Annotated in this window: 16 protein-coding genes and 1 pseudogene; 8 read left to right on the plus strand and 9 right to left on the minus strand. The window is 68.8% G+C overall.

The features are described from left to right. The first annotated feature begins 48 nt into the window (after positions 1 to 48). From BLU81_RS25215 to BLU81_RS48580, 4 genes and pseudogenes are all read left to right on the plus strand, one after another. Positions 49 to 819: a glutamine amidotransferase-related protein gene (locus BLU81_RS25215; RefSeq protein ID WP_092546934.1), complete on the plus strand. Its 771-nt coding sequence runs from the start codon at positions 49 to 51 to the stop codon at positions 817 to 819. 538 nt (positions 820 to 1,357) lie between these two features. Further along, the gene (locus tag BLU81_RS48570) at positions 1,358 to 1,741 is read left to right on the plus strand and encodes a hypothetical protein (protein WP_157751781.1); all 384 of its coding nucleotides are present in this window, start codon (positions 1,358 to 1,360) and stop codon (positions 1,739 to 1,741) included. A 126-nt stretch (positions 1,742 to 1,867) separates the two neighbouring features. Beyond that, positions 1,868 to 2,074, plus strand: a pseudogene (locus BLU81_RS52130) (hypothetical protein); the annotation flags it as partial. Positions 2,075 to 2,175: 101 nt separating this feature from the next. Beyond that, entirely contained in the window at positions 2,176 to 2,475 is a 300-nt protein-coding gene (locus tag BLU81_RS48580; protein WP_157751782.1) for a hypothetical protein, read from the plus strand. A 63-nt stretch (positions 2,476 to 2,538) separates the two neighbouring features. Here BLU81_RS48580 and BLU81_RS25225 read toward each other — a convergent pair whose 3' ends face one another. The 3 genes from BLU81_RS25225 to BLU81_RS25235 all read right to left on the minus strand — a co-directional run bounded on the left by BLU81_RS25225 (position 2,539) and on the right by BLU81_RS25235 (position 6,486). Further along, complete coding sequence (locus BLU81_RS25225) at positions 2,539 to 3,558, minus strand: threonine aldolase family protein (RefSeq protein WP_092546936.1); 1,020 nt, start codon at positions 3,556 to 3,558, stop codon at positions 2,539 to 2,541. Then, entirely contained in the window at positions 3,551 to 4,957 is a 1,407-nt protein-coding gene (locus BLU81_RS25230; protein WP_092546937.1) for a class II 3-deoxy-7-phosphoheptulonate synthase, read from the minus strand. Before BLU81_RS25230 ends, BLU81_RS25225 begins: the two co-directional genes overlap by 8 nt. 65 nt (positions 4,958 to 5,022) lie before the next feature. Further along, entirely contained in the window at positions 5,023 to 6,486 is a 1,464-nt protein-coding gene (locus BLU81_RS25235) for a glycosyl hydrolase family 18 protein (protein ID WP_092546938.1), read from the minus strand. Between the two features lie 235 nt (positions 6,487 to 6,721). Here BLU81_RS25235 and BLU81_RS25240 point away from each other — a divergent pair, with 235 nt between their 5' ends. Together BLU81_RS25240 and BLU81_RS25245 are read left to right on the plus strand one after the other, a co-directional pair. After that, complete coding sequence (locus BLU81_RS25240) at positions 6,722 to 7,192, plus strand: glutathione peroxidase (RefSeq protein WP_092546939.1); 471 nt, start codon at positions 6,722 to 6,724, stop codon at positions 7,190 to 7,192. After that, positions 7,192 to 7,869 (plus strand): DUF429 domain-containing protein, encoded by a 678-nt coding sequence (locus BLU81_RS25245; protein WP_092546940.1) that lies wholly within the window; start codon positions 7,192 to 7,194, stop codon positions 7,867 to 7,869. The genes BLU81_RS25240 and BLU81_RS25245 overlap by 1 nt, the downstream gene beginning before the upstream one ends. Before the next feature lie 3 nt (positions 7,870 to 7,872). Here the strand turns inward: BLU81_RS25245 and proC are convergent, their stop codons facing one another. The 3 genes from proC to BLU81_RS25260 all read right to left on the minus strand — a co-directional run bounded on the left by proC (position 7,873) and on the right by BLU81_RS25260 (position 12,300). Continuing rightward, positions 7,873 to 8,670 carry a pyrroline-5-carboxylate reductase gene (gene proC / locus BLU81_RS25250; RefSeq protein WP_092557616.1) on the minus strand — a complete coding sequence of 266 codons (798 nt, stop codon included), beginning with the start codon at positions 8,668 to 8,670 and terminating at the stop codon, positions 7,873 to 7,875. Positions 8,671 to 8,748: 78 nt separating this feature from the next. Further along, positions 8,749 to 9,777: a 6-phosphofructokinase gene (locus BLU81_RS25255; protein WP_092546941.1), complete on the minus strand. Its 1,029-nt coding sequence runs from the start codon at positions 9,775 to 9,777 to the stop codon at positions 8,749 to 8,751. A 174-nt stretch (positions 9,778 to 9,951) separates the two neighbouring features. Beyond that, complete coding sequence (locus tag BLU81_RS25260; protein ID WP_092546942.1) at positions 9,952 to 12,300, minus strand: ROK family transcriptional regulator; 2,349 nt, start codon at positions 12,298 to 12,300, stop codon at positions 9,952 to 9,954. A gap of 223 nt (positions 12,301 to 12,523) precedes the next feature. On the opposite strand from BLU81_RS25260, the gene BLU81_RS25265 reads away from it, so the two are divergent. Together BLU81_RS25265 and BLU81_RS25270 are read left to right on the plus strand one after the other, a co-directional pair. Continuing rightward, a complete protein-coding gene (locus BLU81_RS25265; protein WP_092546943.1) occupies positions 12,524 to 13,792 on the plus strand; it encodes an MFS transporter in 1,269 nt (422 codons plus the stop codon). A 22-nt stretch (positions 13,793 to 13,814) separates the two neighbouring features. After that, complete coding sequence (locus tag BLU81_RS25270) at positions 13,815 to 15,563, plus strand: glycoside hydrolase family 3 protein (protein ID WP_092546944.1); 1,749 nt, start codon at positions 13,815 to 13,817, stop codon at positions 15,561 to 15,563. 513 nt (positions 15,564 to 16,076) lie between these two features. Here the strand turns inward: BLU81_RS25270 and BLU81_RS25275 are convergent. From BLU81_RS25275 to BLU81_RS25285, 3 genes are all read right to left on the minus strand, one after another. After that, positions 16,077 to 17,555 (minus strand): DHA2 family efflux MFS transporter permease subunit, encoded by a 1,479-nt coding sequence (locus tag BLU81_RS25275; RefSeq protein ID WP_092546945.1) that lies wholly within the window; start codon positions 17,553 to 17,555, stop codon positions 16,077 to 16,079. Positions 17,556 to 17,621: 66 nt separating this feature from the next. Beyond that, positions 17,622 to 18,116: a polyadenylate-specific 3'-exoribonuclease AS gene (locus tag BLU81_RS25280; RefSeq protein ID WP_092546946.1), complete on the minus strand. Its 495-nt coding sequence runs from the start codon at positions 18,114 to 18,116 to the stop codon at positions 17,622 to 17,624. Positions 18,117 to 18,138: 22 nt separating this feature from the next. After that, a complete protein-coding gene (locus BLU81_RS25285; protein ID WP_092546947.1) occupies positions 18,139 to 18,993 on the minus strand; it encodes a phosphotransferase enzyme family protein in 855 nt (284 codons plus the stop codon). Positions 18,994 to 19,001: the final 8 nt, after the last annotated feature.

The raw sequence follows: 19,001 nt of genomic DNA on the forward strand, positions 1-19,001 counted from the left end.
AGCAACCATCGTTGGACCTGATCTCACCCGCACGGAACAGTAGAACCCATGAAAAGGATCGCCCTGGTCGGAGACCGATCACCGTCCGTCCGCGCTCATACCCGCATTCCCGCGCTGCTCGACGTCCTCCGCGACGAGGCGGATCTGGACGTCTACTGGATCCCGACCCCGGCAGCCCGTGACCCGGCAGCCCTCCGCGGGTTCGACGGCATCTGGCTGGTGCCCGGCAGCCCCTACCGCAGTCCCGAGGGCGGCATCAACGCCGCCCGGATCGCCCGCACCGAGGGCATCCCGTTCCTGGGCACGTGCGGCGGTTTCCAGCACGCCATGCTGGAGTTCGCCCGCAACGTCTGCGGCTTCACCACCGCCGCACATGCGGAAGACAGCGTGGACGCCGATCACCCGCTGCCCGGTCCCCGAGATCCCCAGGATTCCCCCGAGGGCGGGGAGGACGACCTGATCGTGGAGCTGGCCTGCTCACTGGTCGGGCACGAGGCAGCTGTCGATTTGACGTTCGGTTCACTGATCGAGCGGCTGTTGGGGGCCTCCCGGACGGTGGAGCGTTACCACTGCTCCTACGGCCTGGCCGAGTCCCACCTGGACCTGCTGACCACCCACGGAATGCGTTTCACCGGCCGCGACGAGAGCGGCGCAATCCGAGCCGCCGAGCTATCAGACCACCCGTTCTACCTGGCGACCCTCTTCCAGCCAGAGCTCTCCGGCGATGGCACCGACCCTCACCCCATCATCCGAGGCTTCATCCAGGCCGTCTCCGAAAAGCAGCCCACCACAAGCAGCGACTTGTCGGCGACAGGCTAGCTATCCCCGGAGCCGTCGAGCGTGATGATCCGGGTACACCGCTCGTCGCCGGAGCTGGGCCGAGGTCCATCGCGGGCGTTAGTTCCGAAGCCCGTGATGGACTGGCGCTCTCTTCGAGGTCGCGATCCAAACGACGACACTCTTACGACTGGTAGATATTCACGCTGTCGCATTTCTGACCATTGCCGAAATCCCACACCTCTGCAGGCTACGCCCACCAAAGCCTGGAGATTGGATCAACTACCTCCACTTTCCAGACCACTCACCCAAGCGGGTCATGTGATCTTGAAATGAGCGGGTGCATACTTGAGAGATTCATGTTCTCCTCTCCGATTCCGCCCCGCCGAGACGCGCGAAGCCAGCCGACAACACAGGGAGCGAATTGACCAAGGGCAAGGAGCCTCGCACCAGACGCCAGAGGGTCTTGTCATTCCTGGCATGGGTGAGGCTCGCTCTCCTCATCATCTTGCCGGCATTCCTGGCAGCCGCAGGCGCGATAACCGCGAAACAAACAGGTCAATCCAGGACAAACTGGATCTTGATCATCGTGTTCGCAACTCTTGTCGTCGCTTTTCTGAACGTCTGGGAAAAGATCAAGTCGCACCGCGCCGAAGCAGATGCTATTTCCTCGAAGGCTGCGCTTGCCGGATCACTGAGCCAGTCCGGAAAGCCTCTTGTCAACCTCTTGTCAAAGGTGGCCGAAGCCAAGCCGAGCGAGCGGCGAGCCGAGGTCAAGACATTGATCTCCCGAACCGTCCAACTCTGCTATTCGCAGAGCGGGAAAATGACACACCACAAATGCAAGACCCGGTCGGTCCTCTACCTGTTCTCGTCGGCAGAAGTTCTCGTCCGGCAAGAATACGACGGGCGCGAAGGCAAAGCGCCGCGGCTGAAGTTCGACGCGCAATGGAGCGAACCGTAACATAAGAACGTCGTGGCAATGGCCCGCGGTGAGGACGCACTGCTCGTTCGCGACACCGAGGGTGACGATGTTCCGCAATATTTCGCTCCCCAGAAGGGGGCAGAGTAAAAATCATTCCTTCAGGTTCCGGTACGAACAGAGCGGCGAAGCTTTGGCTTCCTTTCGGTGGACTCCGACAAACCATACAGCCTGACCGAAGCCGACGTGGGATTCATTGTCCTGATGGCACGCCTTCTTGCCTCAGCCCTCGCTTTACTCAATGAGGAGTATCCACAGTTGGTCCCGGCCGAGGGCAAGTCTCTCCCTCAGCAATCCAGGAACTCAACGCCATGAGCCAAGTCGGAGGTGCAGACAAATTGACACGGAATCGCACACCCAGCCTCGAGAGCCACAAAAGTCCGAGGAATATCGGCTCCTCCTTTGACCGGAGTCCGATGGTTTCCTCCGACGAAGAACTGTTCCTGGCAGGCAAAATCGGAGTAGGAGAATATTTAGAACGAGGTCAGAAACAGGCCGAAGGCTGGATCAGAGTCGAACGAGATGGGAACTACCGCCCACCTACCTTGCGACTGCTGCACATTTTTGCCGCATCCGCCGCTGCTCTGTACATGACACTCGCAGCGATCTTCTTCCTGACCGAGTCGACCACGGCAGCCTTCGCCTCCGCCCTGGTGAGCATGGGATTCACGGTTTGCATCATCTTGTATCGGGCAGTCCGAAACGGTCTTGATTGATGAACCGTGGGTGGGCGCTCCTGGCCCGGCCACAACCTGGTTCAGGCCAGGAGCTCGCTGTGGTTAGGCCAGCAGATCGCTGATTACCTCGATCGTCTGGTCCATCGCCTCGTCGGTCAGGTCCAAGTGAGTGACCAGGCGGGCGGTTCGGGGCAGCATCGCGGCGATCAGGACGCCTCGTTCGGCGGCTCGGGCGGCCAAGGTCGGGGCGTCCAGGTTGTGTTTCGACAGGTCCAAGGGGACCAAGTTGGTGCGGACCCGTTCTGGGTCTACCACACCGAACGGGGACAGGGCCTCGGCGATGATGCGCGCCCGCTCGTGGTCCTCGGTGAGGCGCTGGAGTTGGTTGTCCAAGGCGTAGCGGCCGGCTGCGGCGAGGATGCCCACCTGGCGCATGCCGCCGCCCAGGCGTTTCCGGAGTACCCGGGCCCTGGTGATCTTCTCCCGGCTGCCGATGATGAGGGAGCCGACCGGAGCGCCGAGTCCTTTGGAGAGGCAGACAGAGAGGGTGTCGAACAGGGCGCCGTACTCGGCGAGAGGCACCCCGTCGGCGATGTGGGCGTGCCAGATCCGGGCGCCGTCGCAGTGCAGGGCGATCCCGTGTTTGTCGGCTACGGCCCGCAAGTGCTGGATGGTGGCGAGCGGGACGACGCCGCCGCCACCGAGGTTGTGGGTCTGTTCGACGGCGATCGCGGCGGTCGGCACCGAGGGGTAACCGGCTGGGCGGATCATCCCGGCGATCACTTCGACGTCGAGGTCGGCGCTGTCCGGCTGCCAGGTGCGGGTGGAGATGCCACCGAGCATCGCGGCGGCACCCACTTCGTAGGTGACGACGTGCGCGTCAGCCCCGGCCAACAGTTCTCCGCCGGGCGGGACGACCAGTTGCAGCGCGATCTGGTTGGCCATCGTGCCGGACGGGGCGAAGAGCGCGGCCTCGTGCCCGAACAGTGCGGCCACGTGGGCTTCGAGCGCGTTGACGGTCGGGTCGTCACCGAACACGTCGTCGCCGACGGCGGCTTTCGCCATCGCCTCGCGCATCCCGGGGGTCGGCCGGGTGACGGTGTCCGAGCGCAGGTCAGCCACGGAGCATCTCCGCGACGAGGAACGCGAGTTCCAGGCTCTGCTGGGTGTTGAGCCGCGGGTCGCAGGCGGTCTCGTACCGGTCCGGCAGGTCGAGGTCTTCGATGCCCTGGGCGCCGCCGAGGCACTCGGTGACGTCCTCACCGGTCAGCTCGACGTGGATGCCGCCGGGGTGGGTGCCGAGGCCGCGGTGCACCTCGAAATAGCCGAGCACCTCGTCGACGACCCGGTCGAAGTGGCGGGTCTTGTAACCGTTGGACGACTCGTGGGTGTTGCCGTGCATCGGGTCGCACTGCCAGACGACCTTGGCGCCGGTGGCGTGGACTTTCTCCACGATCGTCGGCAGGACGTCGCGAACCTTGCCGTTGCCCATCCGGCTGATCAGGGTGAGCCGGCCGGGGATGTTGTCCGGGTTCAGCTTCTCGCACAGCTCGATGGCGGTCTCCGGCGACGTGCCGGGGCCGATCTTGACGCCGATCGGGTTGGCGATGCGGCTGATGAAGTCGATGTGCGCGTGGTCGAGCTGGCGGGTGCGCTCGCCGATCCACAGGAAGTGGCCGCTCAGCCCGTACGCCCGGCCGTCGGAGACGCGGGTGAGGGCCCGGTCGTACTCCAATGCCAGAGCCTCGTGGGAGCAGTAGAGGCTGACGGTGCGCAGCGCCTCGCTGTCGGTCATGCCGCAGGCGCGGATGAAGTCGAGCGCGCGGTCGATCTCGCGGGCGATGGCCTCGTAACGCTCGCCGGCCGGGGAGGCGCGGACGAAGTCCTTGTTCCAGTCGTGCAGTCCGTGCAGATCGGCGAGACCACCCGAAAGATACGCCCGGAGCATGTTCATGGCGGCGGCCGAGTTGGCGTACGCCCGGATCATGCGCTGTGGGTCGGCGACGCGGGCGGCCGCGTCGGGCTCCAGCGAGTTGATCAGGTCGCCGCGGTAGGCGGGCAGGCCGAGCGAGTCGGTCGCCGACGATCGGGGCTTGGTGTACTGCCCGGCGACGCGGGCCACCTTCACCACCGGCATCGATGCGCCGTAGGTGAGCACGACCGCCATCTGGAGCAGGGTGCGCGCGTTGGCGAGCAGGTGGCTCTCGGTGTTGTCGGCGAACGTCTCGGCGCAGTCACCGCCCTGGAGCAGGAACGCACGGCCCTCGCAGACCTCGGCGAGCCGGTGCCGGAGCTGGTCGACCTCGTAGGGCGCGACGATCGACGGCACGACGTCGAGGACTTTGCAGACTTCGGCGACCTCGCCCATGTCCGGCCACGGCGGGATCTGCACACGCGGCAGGGAACGCCAGTGGTCGAGCCCCAGAGCCTCGTCCTCGGCGGAGTCCGTGGACGGGCGGGAGGTCTGTAGAGCCGGGTTCTTCACCCCGGGATGACTGAGCTGATGCCACTCTCGGCGCATGCCGGAAAGCCTACGGAAGAGGGGCACCAACCTCGCGGCCGGTGCCCCTACTTTCCGTATGTTGATTACAGGTTGCCCTTGATGGCGGTGATCAGTTCGCCGTTGGTGGTGTCACCGGACAGTTCCCAGAAGAAGGCGCCGCCGAGACCCTGGTTCTTCGCGTAGGTCAGCTTGCCGGCGATCGTCGACGGGGTGTCGTAGCTCCACCAGTTGTTGCCGCAGAAGGCGTAGGCGGTTCCGCCGACCGTACCGGTGGCCGGGCACTTGGTCTTGAGGACCTTGTAGTCCTCGATGCCGGCCTCGTAGGTGCCGGCTGCCGCGCCGGTCGCCGTACCGCCCGGGGCGGCCTGGGTGACGCCGGTCCAGCCGCGGCCGTAGAAGCCGATGCCGAGCAGGATCTTGCTGGCCGGGACGCCCTTGCTCTTCAGCTTCTGGATCGCCGCGTCCGAGTTGAAGCCGGCCTGCGGGATGCCGGTGTAGGAGGTCAGCGGCGAGTGCGGGGCAGTCGGGCCCTGTGCGGCGAACGCGCCGAAGTAGTCGTACGTCATCGGGAAGACCTTGTCGAGCTTCGCGATGCCGGCCGCGTAGTCGGCCACGTCGAGCTTGCCGCCGTTGCTGCCGTCGGCGGAGATCGCCGAGGTGATCAGGTTGTTGCTGCCGAACTTGGTGCGCAACGCCGAGATGACGTTGGCGTACGCGGCCGGGCCGCTGGTGTCACAGCTGAGGCCACAGGCGTTCGGGTACTCCCAGTCGACGTCGACGCCGTCGAAGACGTCGGCCCAGCGGGGGTCCTCGACCAGGTTGTAGCAGCTCTCGGCGAAGGCTGCCGGGTTCTGGGCGGCCTGGGTGAAGCCGCCGGACCAGGTCCAGCCGCCGACCGAGTAGATCACCTTGAGGTGCGGGTACTTGGCCTTGAGCTTGCGGAGCTGGTTGAACGAGCCACGCAGCGGCTGGTCCCAGGTGTCCGCGACGCCGTCGACACTCTCGGCGGCGGTGTACGCCTTCTCGTAGTCGGCGTAGGAGTCACCGATGCTGCAGCGGCCGCCGGTGGTGTTGGCGAACGCGTACAGGATGTGGGTGAGTTTGGCGGCGGAGCCGGACGTGTCGATGTTCTTCACGTGGTAGCCGCGGCCGTAGACGCCCCACTCGGCGAAGTAGCCGACGACCCACTTGCTGCCCGTGGTGGGCGGCGTCGTGGTCGGGCTGGTGGTGGGCGGGGTGGTCGGCGGGGTCGTGGTGGGTGCCGTGGTCGGCGGGGTGGTGGGGGGTGTGGTGCCACCGCAGACGCCGTTGTCGATCCAGACGGCCCACTCGGTGCTGTTCGTGGCCGGGGACTCGTTCTGGGTCCACCACTTGGCGGTGTAGTTGTGGCCGCTCTGCGAGGCGACGTTGTCCTTGACGTAGACGGCGGTGGAGCTCCAGGCGGGGGCACAGGCTGCGGCTGCCGACGCTGACATGGCCGGAACGGCGAGGCCGCCCGCGATCATGACGGCGCCGACGAAGATCGCCCGGCGGGCGGTTTTCTGCACGGGGGTGTCTCCTCAAACAGTTAGGAAACTTTCCAAAGAGAGGGGTAGCAGAGACGGTAGTCACATCGATTAACACGAGTCAAGCGAGGTGGACATGATTTAAGGCCAGTTAAGAATCCGAAGCCCAGACCGCCGCCGGGAAGACCGCGCGGCAACGGTCGTAAGGTTTGTTCGACATTTAGCCCACGGGCTCGACAGGGTGCAATCGAGCAGATACACCCAGTAGTCTTCCGTCATGACCATCTTCGACGTCAGCATAGGCGCCCTCACCGGTGGCGCGACCGAAATGGACCGTTACCGCGGCTCGGTCGTGCTGGTGGTCAACGTGGCCTCACGCTGCGGCCTGACCCCGCAGTACGCCGAGCTGCAGAACCTCTGGGAACGGCACCGTGATCGCGGGTTCGTCGTGCTGGGGGTCCCGTCCAACCAGTTCGGCGAGCAGGAACCCGGCACCGCCGACGAGATCCACGACTTCTGCCGGACCAACTACGGCGTCACCTTCCCGGTGACCGAGAAGGTGGAGGTCAACGGCCCCGGCCGGCATCCCCTCTACCGGGAGCTGGTCGGCGACGGCGACGACATCCAGTGGAACTTCGAGAAGTTCGTGGTCGCCCCGGACGGCACCGTCGCCGCCCGTTTCGGCCCCGGCATCGCGCCCGGCGACGCCGACCTGGTCGCGACGATCGAGAAGCTGCTGCCGCACTGATGAGCATCCACGTCATCGGCGTCGACGCGTACGCGCTCGGCTGGGTCGGCGTCGAGCTGCGCGACGGCGCCTTCGGCCGGGCGGTGCTCGCGGCCACCCTCTACGAGATCGTCGCCGGCAGTTCGGGTGCCGCCGTGATCGGCGTCGACATCCCGCTCGGCATGCTTCCCGACCGCTGGCGGGCCGCCGACACCTTGGCCGCCGACCAACTCGGCCCGCGCCGCGGCAGTGTCTTCCGGGTGCCACCCCGGCCGGTCTGGCAGGAGACCGATTTCGCCTCCGCCAACCGGCTCTGCCGGGAGCTGACCGGGGCGGGGCTCAGCCGGCAGTCATGGGCGCTGCGTCCCAAACTGCTCGAAGCCAACGCCATCTGGGAGCGGCATCCCGGTCTGCTCTTCGAGGCGCATCCGGAGCTGTCGTTCCGGACCATGGCCGGGGAGCCGCTGCCGCACGCGAAGAAGACGTGGAGCGGCCAGGCCCGCCGCCGTGACCTGCTGGCCCGCAACGGCATCGTGCTCCCGGACCGGCTGGGCCCGGCCGGGCAGGCGCCACCCGACGACATCCTCGACGCCGCGGCGGTCGCCTGGACCGCCCACCGGGTGGCCACCGGCACCGCGCTGAGCCACCCCAGTCCGCCCGAGGAGGAGAAGGGCAGCAAGATCGCCATCTGGTACTAGCGCCTAGGAGGCGGCGATCTGCTGGGCCCGGTCACGGGCCGCGGTCAGCGCGTCCAGGAAGGCCGCCCGGATGCCGTGCTTCTCCAGCGCGTGAAGTGCGGCGCCGGTGGTCCCGGCCGGGGAGGTCACCGCCTCGCGCAGCTTCGCCGGATGCTCTCCGGAGTCGCGGAGCATCACGGCGGAGCCGACCGCGGTCTGCACGACCAGTTCGTGGGCGACCTGACGGGGCAGGCCGAGCAGGACGCCGGCCTCGATCATGGCTTCCACCATCAGGTAGAAGTAGGCGGGCCCGGACCCGGAGACCGCGGTGACGGCGTCCTGCTGGTACTCGGGCACCCGGACGGTCGCGCCCAGCGGCTTGAACAGTTCCTCGGCGATCGCCACGTGCTCGCCGGTGGCGTGCGCGCCCGGGGAGATGGCGGAGATCGCATGGCCGACCAGCGCGGGCGTGTTGGTCATGACCCGGATGACCGGGGTGCCCTCGGGCAGCCGGGCGGCGAAGAACGTGGTGGGCAGCCCGGCGCAGAGGGACACCACGAGCTTGCGGGTGGCTCCGATCTCGTCGAGGACCTTCCCGGCGTCCTGCGGTTTGACCCCGATGGCCAGGATGTCGGCCCGGGCGGCGGCCTCCGCGTTGCTGACCACTGCCACGCCGTAGCGGTCGGCCAGTTCGGCGGCGCGTTCCGGGCGGCGGGCGGTGGCCAGCACCCGCTCGGCGGGATGGCCGGAGCGGAGCAGCCCGGCGAGGACCAGCTCGCCCATCTTGCCGGCTCCGATGACCGCGACGGTTTTCTCGGACAACACGAACTCCTCACGGCGACGACACAGAGAAGGCGCCGGCTCCCGAAGCGGGAACCGGCGCCTTCGACGTTAGAACGATCAGCTTCCGAAGAAGACTTCGGCCTCTTCGTACCGCTCGATCGGAACGGTCTTCAGCTCGCCGGTGCCCTCGATCAGGGGGATCCGGACGATGTCGGTGCCCTTCAGTGCCACCATCTTGCCGAAGTCGCCCTCGTGCACGGCGTCGATCGCCTGCAGGCCGAAGCGGGTGGAGAGGACCCGGTCGAACGCGGTGGGGGTGCCACCACGCTGGATGTGACCGAGGACGACCGTACGGGCCTCCTTGCCGGTCTTCTCCTCGAGCTGCTGGGCGAGCCACTGGCCGATGCCGCCGAGGCGGACGTGGCCGAAATTGTCGAGCTCCTGGTTGTGCAGCACCATCTGGCCGTCGAGGGGCTGAGCGCCCTCGGCGACGACGACGATCGGGGCGTACTCGACCTGGAAGCGCTTGGTCACGTACGTCGCGACCTGCTCGACGTCGAACTGGCGCTCCGGCAGCAGGATGACGTTGGCGCCACCGGCGAGGCCGGCGTGCAGCGCGATCCAGCCGGCGTGGCGGCCCATGACCTCGACGACGAGGGTGCGGTGGTGCGACTCGGCGGTGGTGTGCAGCCGGTCGATGGCCTCCATCGCGATGTTGACCGCGGTGTCGAAGCCGAAGGTGTAGTCGGTGCCGTTGAGGTCGTTGTCGATGGTCTTCGGCACGCCGACCACGTTGACGCCGAGGTCGTGCAGCTTGGTGGCGACGCCGAGGGTGTCCTCGCCGCCGATCGCCACGAGAGCGTCGACACCCTGCTCGATCAGGTTCGCCTTGATCCGCTCGACACCGTTCTCGATCTTGAACGGGTTGGTGCGGGAAGAGCCGAGGATGGTGCCGCCGCGGGGCAGGATGCCACGAACCTCGGCGATGCCGAGCGGCTTGGTCAGACCCTCGAGCGGGCCCTTCCAGCCGTCACGGAACCCGACGAACTCGTGACCGTAAGCGGACACGCCCTTACGGACGACGGCACGGATGACCGCGTTGAGACCGGGGCAGTCGCCGCCACCGGTGAGCACGCCGATACGCATTGTTGTTCCCCCTGGATCGGGTTGCGAGATGCGGATAGCCCGTCAGGCCCCAGGTTGACGATCTCGTCGGCAGCGTTGCCGGGGCCCGGGGCGGGCCGCACCCGAACTGTAGCCGCCGTCTCTGAGCCGGTCGAAGGCGACCCGTTGATACCGAACCGTTTCGTTCCGGTCACGTCACGACAACGACTCGATCGCGCCGAGGGCCTCGGCGTCGCGCCCCAGCGTGGCCGGGACCACGGTGAGCGCGGCCGCGGCGGCCGGGGAGCAGTGCCGCAGCAGGGATTCCCGGACACCGTCGACCACGAAGGTGCCCGGTTCGGTGAAACGCCCGCCGACCACGACCACGGCCGGGTTGAACACCGTGACGAGCGGGGTGGCGGTCCGCCCGATCAGCCGGCCCGCGTCGAGCAGGGCGCGCTGGACCGGCCGGTCACCGGCGGCGGCCAGTGCGAGCAGGCGCTCCTCGGTGGGCGGACCGTCGCCGGGCAGCCGGTCGTGCAGGGCGGCGAAGTAGGCCGGTGAGAGGAACGGGGTCAGGCAGCCCCGGCGCCCGCAGATACAGAACGGGCCGACTTCACGGACGTTGAGGTGGCCGACCTCGCCCGCGTACCCGATGGCGCCGGGATGCAGCCGGCCGCCGGTGATCAGGCCGGCCCCGGCGTACTGGTCGGCGCTGAGGTAGAGCACGTCCCGGGCACCGAGGGCGGCACCCCGGCGGGTCTCGGCCAGAGCCGCCAGGTGACCGTTGTTGATCACCTGGACCGGCCGGCCGAGGACCGCCGCGATGTCGTCACCCGGCGAATAGCCGGAGAACATCGGGAGCACACTGCGCTCCCCGAACCGGCCGGTCACCGGGTGTACCGGGGCCGGGACGCTCACCGCGAAACGGGTGTCCGGGCCGGGCCGGTCGCCGTGTTCCCGGAGCAGGTCCAGGACGAACCCGGCGGCGGCCCGCATCAGGGGGCGGGCGTCACCGGAGAGCACCGACGGCATGAATCCGGAATACCTGACCTGTCCGGCGCCGTCCGCGACGATCACCCGGACCCCGGACCCGCCGATCTCGATGCCGGTTCGCAGCGCCGAGGACGTGGCCAGGCGGAAGTACGGCGACGGGCGGCCGGCGCGGGTCTCGGCCGGGGCGCACCGCTCGGCGATGCCGTCGTGGACCAGGCCGGCGAGCAGCTCGTACACGGCCGGCCGTGGCAGCAGGGTCGCCTTCACCAGGTCGCTGCGGGCGGTCGGCCCGCTCTCGCGCAGCGCCTCGACGAGGATCTCCCGCCGCACGGCCCGTTCCCGTTCCCCCGGCGAGACGGTGACGACCGGGACGGCGACCATCGGAGCGGCGACCATCGGAGCGGCGACCGAGGTGGCCGGGGCGGACGGGGCCGGTTCCGGTGAGGCGAGCGAGACGGGTGAGACCACGGACCGGGCGAGGGTACGGCTACCCCGCCCGGCCGGCGTGGCCCGCAGCCCGGCGAACAGCGCCCCCAACAGCCCGGCCCGGGATCCGAGCGTCCCCACCAGGATCCCGGTGGAGGCGGCCACTTCGGGCTGGGCGTACCGCTGGACCGTCTCCCGCACGGCGGTGACGATCGGCCCGTCCGGTTCGACGAGAGGCCCGTCGAGCACCACCAGCCCCGGGTTGATCGTGTTGGCCAGGTCGGCGACGACCCGGCCGATCATGCGGCCCGCGTCGGCGAGGACCCGTTCGGCGGCGGCGTCGTGCCGGGCGAGCGCCACAGCCCGGGCAGCGGTGATCCGTGGCCGCCCGGCGACGGCACCGCCGTAGGGGGTCTCCACGGCGGCGAGAACGGCCGGAGTGGAGGCGATGGTCTCCAGACAGCCACGGTGGCCGCAGCGGCAGAACGGCCCGATCTCGTCCATCTGCACGTGCCCGATCTGCCCGGCCGCGCCGGTGGCCCCGTGGTGCAGCACCCCGCCGAGGAGCAGGCCACAGTCGATGCCGGTGCCGATACGCAGGTAGCAGACGTCGCTCTGGCCGGTGGCGACCCCGTAGCCGACCTCACCGAGCAGGCTCAGTTCAGCGACGGTCCGCACGATGATCCGCCGGCCGAGATACTGCTGCGGGTCGGCGGTGGGCGCGGTGGCGAATCCGGCCACGGTCGCCCAGGTGCGGCCGCCGGCTTCGGCCTCGCACTCGGCGATCAGGGCGGCGAGGGTGTCGAGGCCGGTGTCCGGGTCATGGCGTTCGGCGCGGACGGCTCCGGTCAGATCGGCCGCTGCCACCCGTACGCCATCGGTGGTGACGAGCGCGCCCACCACTCCACCCGCCGCCGGGCCCAGAGTCAATGACCGGGCCGGGCGCCCGGCCCGGCCGCCGTCGGCGGCCGCCTCCTGTTCGGCGAGCAGGCCGGCGGCGAGCAGTTCGGTGACGAGGCCGGTGACGGTCATCCGGGCCATGCCGGTGCGGCGCCCCAGCTCGGCGCGGCTGATCCGGCCCGCCTCCCGGACCGCCGCCAGCAGCAGGTCACGGCGCACCACGTGTACTCGACGCCCCGACATGGCCCCAGTTTTGCCGGAACTGGACCTAATTACCGGAGAACTGCGACTGCCGTCACACCCAGATCCAATTAAATCGGGCACCGAAAACGCGAGACACAGTCGAATCAAAGCTGTGAGCAGGCCTTTTAGGCTCTGGTTCGGCGCTAATCAACTCGATACCTTCAGAAACAAGGCGTTAACAAAACACGGGTGCTCTCCCGTTTCCTCTTCTCCGAGGTGTGCGATGACGACTGTCGAATCCCGCCCGCCGGCCACCGTCCCGGACGTGCCGAACGCGCCCACCAAACTCATCGCCGCGATGGCCCTGGCCATGTTCGGCACCTACCTGACGATCCTCACCCCGGTCATCGTCACCCTCTCGATCCGGGTCGCGCAGATCGCCCCGGACGGTAAGGCCGCCGCGCTCGGCACCGTCCTGTCTGTCGGCGCCGTCCTCGCCCTGATCGGCAACCCGTTCTTCGGCGCCATGTCCGACCGCACCACCTCCCGGTTCGGCCGCCGCCGCCCCTGGCTGATCGGCGGCATGCTGCTCGGCTTCGCGGGTCTGCTGATCGTCGCGACCGGCACCACCATCGCAGTCCTGACCGCCGGCTGGGCACTCGCCCAACTCGGGGTCAACGCCACCCTCGCCACCCTGTTCGCGCTGCTGCCCGACCAGATCCCGGCCCGGCAGCGCGCCAAGGTCAGCGGCATCCTCGGCCTGATGACGTCGGCCGCGATCCTCGGCGGCACCGCCCTGGCCGCTGTCCTCGCCGGCCACACCCTGCTGATGTTCGCGGTCCCGGCCGTGATCGGCATCGCCACCGTGGCACTGCTGGTGGCCGTCCTCAAGGACCGGCCGGCCGAGAAGGGCCACTTCGCGCCCTACCGGTTCAAGGAGTTCCTGAACACCTTCTACGTCGACCCGCGCCGGCACCCGGACTTCGTCTGGAACATCGTCAGCCGCTTCCTGATCTGGATGGGCCTGGCCTCGGTCACCACCTACCAGGCGTACCTGCTGATCGACCGGTTCGGCTACACCACCGACACCGTCGCCGGCGGCATCCTGATCGCCACCCTGGTCAGCACCGCCGGACTGGTCGTCGGCTCGTCGGTCGGCGGCACCCTCTCCGACCGGCTCGGCCGGCGCAAGCCGTTCGTCCTCGGCGCCGGCCTCGTCCTCGCCGTCTCGCTCGCGCTCATCGCGTTCGCCGGCAGCTTCCCGGTCTTCCTCGCCGCGTCCCTGATCTACGGCGTCGGCCAAGGTGTCTACCTCGCCGTCGACCTGGCGCTCGCCACCGACGTGCTGCCCGACCCGGACGACGCCGCCAAGGACATGGGCGTACTCAACATCGCCAACGCCCTGCCGCAGTCGCTGGTGCCGATCCTGGCCTCCCCGATCCTCGCCATCGGCAGCAGCGACAACTCCAACTACAGCCTGCTGTTCCTGTGCGGCGCGGTGGTGGCCCTCGCCGGATCACTGCTGGTCCGGATGGTCCGCGGCGCCCGTTGATCCTTTTCTTCTGGAGAACCCGATGCACCCGTTTCAGAACTCCGCTCTTCCGATCGAGGAACGCGTCACCGATCTGCTGAACCGCCTCACCTTGGCGGAGAAGGCGGGCCTGATGTTCCACACGATGATCGGCGTCAACCCGGACGGCACCCTCGCCGACGGCGACGCGATGATCCCGTCCGCGCGGGAACTGATCGCCGGCAAACTGATCAACCACGTCAACATCCTGACGTTCGCCCCGGTCCCGCCGCAGCAGCTGGCGCAGTGGCACAACCGGATCCAGGAACTGGCCGCGAGCGTCGGCAACGGCATCCCGGTCACCGTCTCCACCGACCCCCGGCACGGTGTGATCGACAACCCCGCGACGTCCGCGTCAGCCGGCGGCTTCTCCGCGTGGCCCGAGCCGATCGGGCTGGGTGCGACCAAAGACCCGGCGCTGGTACGTCTGTTCGCCGACGTGGTCCGCCAGGAATACCTCGCCACCGGCATCCGGGTGGCCCTGCACCCGATGGCCGACCTCGCCACCGAACCACGCTGGGCCCGCGGCAACGGCACCCTCGGCTCGGACGCCGACATGGTGTCCGCGATGATCCGCGAATACGTGCTCGGCCTGCAGGGCGACACCCTCGGCCCGGACAGCGTCGCCGCGATGGTCAAACACTTCCCCGGCGCCGGCCCGCAGATGAACGGCGAGGACGCGCACTTCCACTACGGGCGCGAGCAGGTCTACCCCGGCGGCATGTGGGACTACCACCTCAAGCCGTTCGAAGCCGCCTTCGACGCCGGAGTCGCGCAGGTCATGCCCTACTACGGGATGCCCGTCGGCACCTCGTACGAGGAAGTCGGGTTCAATTTCAACAAGGGTGTCATCGAAGGCCTGCTGCGACAGCGGTACGGCTTCGACGGCGTCGTCTGCACCGACTGGGGCCTGGTCACCGACGCGGTCATCATGGGTTCCGACATGCCAGCCCGCGCCTGGGGAGTCGAACACCTCGACCGGCACACCCGCATCCAGCGCATCCTCGACGCCGGCGCCGACCAGCTCGGCGGCGAACACTGCCCCGAACTGATCCTCGACCTGGTCGCCGACGGCCGGATCAGCGAAGATCGGATCGACGTCTCGGTACGCCGAATCCTGCGCGACAAATTCACCCTCGGGCTCTTCGACGAACGCCGCTACGTCGACCCGGCCGCGGCCGCCCACATCGCCGGGCAGCCCGCCTTCCGCGCGGCCGGGCTCGACGCCCAGCGCCGCTCGATCGTGGTACTCGACAACCGGGAGACCCTGCCGCTCACCGAAGGCATCACCGTCTACCTGGACGGCGTCGACCCCTACGTGGCCGCCGGATACGCCAAAGTCGTCGACGACCCGGCCCTGGCCGACGTGGCGATCGTGCGGCGGGCCGCACCGTTCGACCCGCGCGGCGGCGGCTTCGAGGCGTTCTTCCACGCCGGCCGCTTGGACTGGACCGCCGAGGAACTCGCCCCCGTTCTGGAGTTGAGCGCGGCCCTGCCGACCGTCGTCGACGTGTGGCTGGACCGGCCGGCCGTCCTCACCCCGCTGTCAGGTAAGGCGGCCGCGCTGACCGGCAGTTTCGGCTCCTCCGACGAGGCGTTGCTGGACGTCCTGTTCGGGCGCTCCCCCGCCACCGGAACCCTCCCGTTCCAGCTGCCGTCCTCGATGGCCGAGGTGAAAGCCTCCCGCGAGGACGTCCCCAACGACACCCCCAACCCCTTGTTCCACTACAACCACGGCCTCCACCTGAGCTAACTCCCCACCCTCCCCACCGAGCCCCCAGTCCCCCGCCAGCACAACCGCCGGCCCGGCCATCCACTCGCACGCCCAGCCAGTAGGTCACCGGCCCACCTCCATCTGAGCTACGGCTAGCCGTAGCTCAGATGTCTTATGGGGCTGGATAACAGGTCTGAACTACGGCCGGGCAGCACGAGCCGTAGCTCAGACACGTTATGGACCGCCAGAACATCGCTGAGCTACGGCTAGCCGAATTTCACCCCTTCCCTACTGGCCCTGTGACCCACCGGTTAGCCGGATTACAGGCCTGAGCTACGGCTAGCCGAAGGCGAGGAAGGAGTGGAGTGAGGGGGTGAACGGGATGGGTGGGGTGGGGGCGCATTCGGCCCGGTGGGCGCGGGTCGGTCTTGCACCGGGGGTGCGTCGCGGGGATCGCCACGGGAAGTCCCGGTGCGGTTGGGGGATGGTGGCTCGTACCAGAAAAGAAGGAACCCGGCCGAAAAGGATCGGCCGGGCCGGTGGGAGTGGCGGTCAGTGGGCCATTGCCCGTGGAGCGTCGGGGTCTACGGCCAGCGGGCCGGTGCGGAACAGGAGTGCACCGACCACCGCGGCGAGGACGAAGAAGCCGGCCGACCACCAGAAGACGGTGTGGTAGCTCTCCAGCGCGGCCTGGGCCTGGGTCGCCGGGGAGGGTGTGCGTCCCACCGCGTAGTCCTCAGCCGCGCTGGCGGCGAAGGAGCTGAGCAGGGCGGTACCGATGGAGCCGCCGATCTGCTGCACCGTGTTGATCATGGCGGAGGCTACGCCGGCGTCGTCGGGGGAGACGCCCGCGGTGGCGGCGTTCTGGGTGGGTGCGAAGACCAGGCCGAGGCCGAGACCGATGATGATCAGCCCGGGCAGGACTCCGGTGACGTAGGTCGAGTCGAGCTGGAGCCGGGTCAGGAACGTCATGCCGCCGGCGGCCATCAGGGCGCCGACCGGGACCAGCGGGCGCGGGCCGATCCTCGGGGCGAGCATCGAGCCGGCGGTGGTGGCGGTCAGCATGACCGAGCCGAGCATCGGCAGGAACGCCAGGCCGGTCTGGATCGGGGTGAATCCGAGTGTGCCGCGCAGGTAGTAGGTGAGGAAGAGGAAGATGCCGAACATGCCGGCGCCGGCGATCGCGATGGAGGCGTAGGAGCCGCCGCGGTTGCGGTCCAGGACGACGCGCATCGGCAGCAGCGGGTGGGCGGCGTGGCGTTCGATGGCGATGAAGGCGATCAGCAGGATCAGGCCGGCCGCGATCGGGCCGAGGGTCATCGCGTCGGTCCAGCCGTCGGTTTCGGCGTTGCCCAGGCCGTAGACCAGGGCGACCAGGCCGGTGACGGCGGTGATCGTGCCGGGGATGTCGATCTTGCCGGTGGCGCGGACCGGCTCGTCGGAGAGTTTGGCGAACGCTCCGGCGACGGCGATCGCGGCGATCAGCAGGTTGACGTAGAGGCACCAGCGCCAGGAGACGTATTCGGTGAGGACGCCGCCGAGGAGCAGGCCGATGCCGCCGCCGGCGCCGGAGATGGCGCCGAAGATGCCGAACGCCTTGCCGCGTTCGGCCGGTTCGGTGAACGTGGTGGACAGCAGGGACAGTGCGGCCGGGGCGAGGGCGGCGCCGAAGGCACCTTGGAGGGCGCGGGCGAAGATCAGCATTTCGAGGTTCTGGGCGGCGCCGCCGAGCGCTGAGGCGAGCGCGAAGCCGATCAGGCCGATGACGAACATTCGTTTGCGGCCGAAGAAGTCGGAGAGCCGGCCGCCGAGCAGGAGCAGGCTGCCGAAGGCGAGGGCGTATCCGGTGACCACCCATTGCCGGCCGAAGTCGTCGAACCGGAGTTCGGCTTGGGCGGTGGGCAGGGCGATGTTCACGATCGTGGCGTCGAGCACCACCATGAGCTGGGCGAGCGCCAGGACGACGAGGGCCCACCAGCGGCCCGTGTCCTTCTCGGTGGACAGGGGCCGATCGACGACGGCGCTCTTCATTGCGGTGCCTTCCGTGGCTGCGTGTGGGGTTACCTCACGCAGGTTCGGCAGGCTCGCGCCGATTCATCAGGCTTTTGCGGTCATCGTGTTCCAGCGGGCCAGGTTGTGCTTGGCGTCGACGAGGGCGTCGTGCCGGCCGGCCATCTCGGGCAGGTGGGGGCGGCCCAGGTCGTCCCAGCGCTGGCGCAGGTCCTTGGTGAACCGGGGGATCTCCCGGGGCAGCGCCGGCATGGCGCCCCACAGTTGGGCGAGGGCGACGTGGTCGTAGGCCGCGTACCACGCCCAGAGTTCCATCTGTTCGCTGCGCCCGCGGACCGGTTCGGTGAGGAACTCGTACAGGTCCTGCCGGATCTGTTCCCGGCTGCGCCAGGACTTGTCGGCGGGTGAGGGCAGTTTGTCGAGGACGTTGCGCCGCACCCAGGGCACGGCTCGTGAGTCGTCGAACTCGGTGCTGACCGCGTAGAACTCGCGGCCGAACTCGTCGACGACACCGATCGAGACCAGGTCGACGATGCGCCCGTCCTCGATGAATTCACAGTCATAAAAATAGCGATAAACCATCGTTGGATAGTTTCCCCTACAGCTATCCGGCCATCGACTCCAGGGCCACCCTGGCCATGTCGAGGCCTTGCGGGCAGTCGTAGCGGGCCGCCCGGTCGGCCTGTACCGCCCAGCGCAACCGCAGCAGGACCGGTAGTGCCGCTTCGACTTCGTCGGCGCCGACCGGTCCGGCTCCGAGGTAGCCGGAGACGAGTTCGCCGGCGCGTTCCGGGCCGCCGGCGTAGGTGATCGCGGCGGCCAGGTCGTAGACGAGCGGTCCGGTGCCGCTGGCTCCGCAGTGCAGCGGCCCGGAGCGGCCGGTCGCCGGGTCGATCGCGAACGCCTGGGGCGCCGGGTCGCCGTGCAGGACGCCGTAGGTGAGCTGGTCGGTGACGGTGAGGCGGGTGGCGGCGGTGACGGCGGTGGTGACGGCGGGGCGCAGCCAGGGTTCGGCGTCGAGGTGGGCGGCGTCCGGGTCGGGTAGTTGCCAGGGGCGCAGGCCGGCGTGCCGGAAACCCCGCAGGGCGCGGTGTACGGCTCCGAGGCGCTCGCCCCACCATTGCTGGTCCACGGGGTCGCGTCCGTCCAGGAAGCGGCCGGGGAGGCGGTGCAGGACCGAGAGCACCCCTTGCGGTACGACCACGGTGAGCGCCCCGCCGAGGGTGCGGACCGGGGCGCCCGCGTCGATGCGGGCGCCCAGTAGGTGCTGGGCGGCCGCGAGTCCGGCTTCGACGGGTTGGCGGGCGGCACTTTCGGCGAGCCGGGCCACGTATCGGGCGCCGCCCGCGGTGAAGTCCCACCCGCATGACATCAGGGCCAGCGGCAAACCGGTCATCTCGGACGGAACGAGATGCCATTGGTCGCGCAGAACCGATCGAAGAAACTCATCATCCGGCACCGCGGGAT

The organism is Actinoplanes derwentensis, assembly GCF_900104725.1.
Taxonomy (GTDB): domain Bacteria; phylum Actinomycetota; class Actinomycetes; order Mycobacteriales; family Micromonosporaceae; genus Actinoplanes; species Actinoplanes derwentensis.